General features: G+C 54.9%; 1 protein-coding gene and 1 pseudogene. Both read left to right on the forward strand.

The features are described from left to right. Positions 1–203: 203 nt before the first annotated feature. Positions 204–290: pseudogene (locus tag ABNX41_RS21890) on the forward strand (IS5/IS1182 family transposase); the annotation flags it as partial. 336 nt (positions 291–626) lie between these two features. Next, a partial coding sequence (locus ABNX41_RS21895; protein WP_438671790.1) for a LysR substrate-binding domain-containing protein occupies positions 627–793 on the forward strand: 167 nt, incomplete at its 3' end.

Raw genomic sequence — 793 nt, forward strand, 5'->3', positions numbered from 1 at the left:
CCGCTCGGTGATCTGAGCGACCGCGTCACGCTTGAAGTCGTCGCTGAAAAAGCCTGTGCCCATCATGGCCTCCTTGCCTCAAAATTAGCAAAAAAGGCGGCCAAAAAACATGGGGCTATTAAAACCTTCGTGAAAATGGACCAGAGACCGACAATGCACTAACATTCAAACCGGAACAATCAGTGGGGGCACTCTAGGTTTAAGACTGGAGGCGAGTGGCCACCCGATACGACAGATGCCCCATCGTCTTCCTCTTTGCCATTGCTCTCGCCGCAACGGTCCCCTTCTGACTTTAAGAGTTAAGGAGTCTAGAGCCTAACACATAAAATGTGTTTCCTTGTTGGCCAAGCTCTACTTTTCGGTATCGATTTCGTCTGTGCCCTATGCTTCGTCCCCCGCGCGAGAACGGCATGCACAGTACTGTTGAGATGCCGCGTTATATCATCTGATAGTTGGCCAAGCGAGTGATACCTTGCGGTATCATTCTGGGCTTCGATGCTGGAATGATACAGTTCGGGACCATATCGCTTCTCTGCGCCAAGTGAGATACATCTACGTATCATCTCGCCGAGGAGCAGGACCATGTCCTGGACCTTCTTGGCCAGTTCCGCGACGAGACGCGTGCGATCATCCGTCTGGGCGTGGGCGAGGGGTTCGCGGCTGATTTGATGCAGAACGGCTTTCCCCCGCTGATGCGCAGCTTTCCCGGCCTTCGCTTCGACATCCGGCAGGCCGGGTCCGAGGCGTTGCAGCGCCTTGTCGCCTCTGGGCAGGTGGATATCGCCATCGCCTA

The organism is Pseudogemmobacter sonorensis, from assembly GCF_042762395.1.
Classification (GTDB): Bacteria; Pseudomonadota; Alphaproteobacteria; order Rhodobacterales; family Rhodobacteraceae; genus Pseudogemmobacter; species Pseudogemmobacter sonorensis.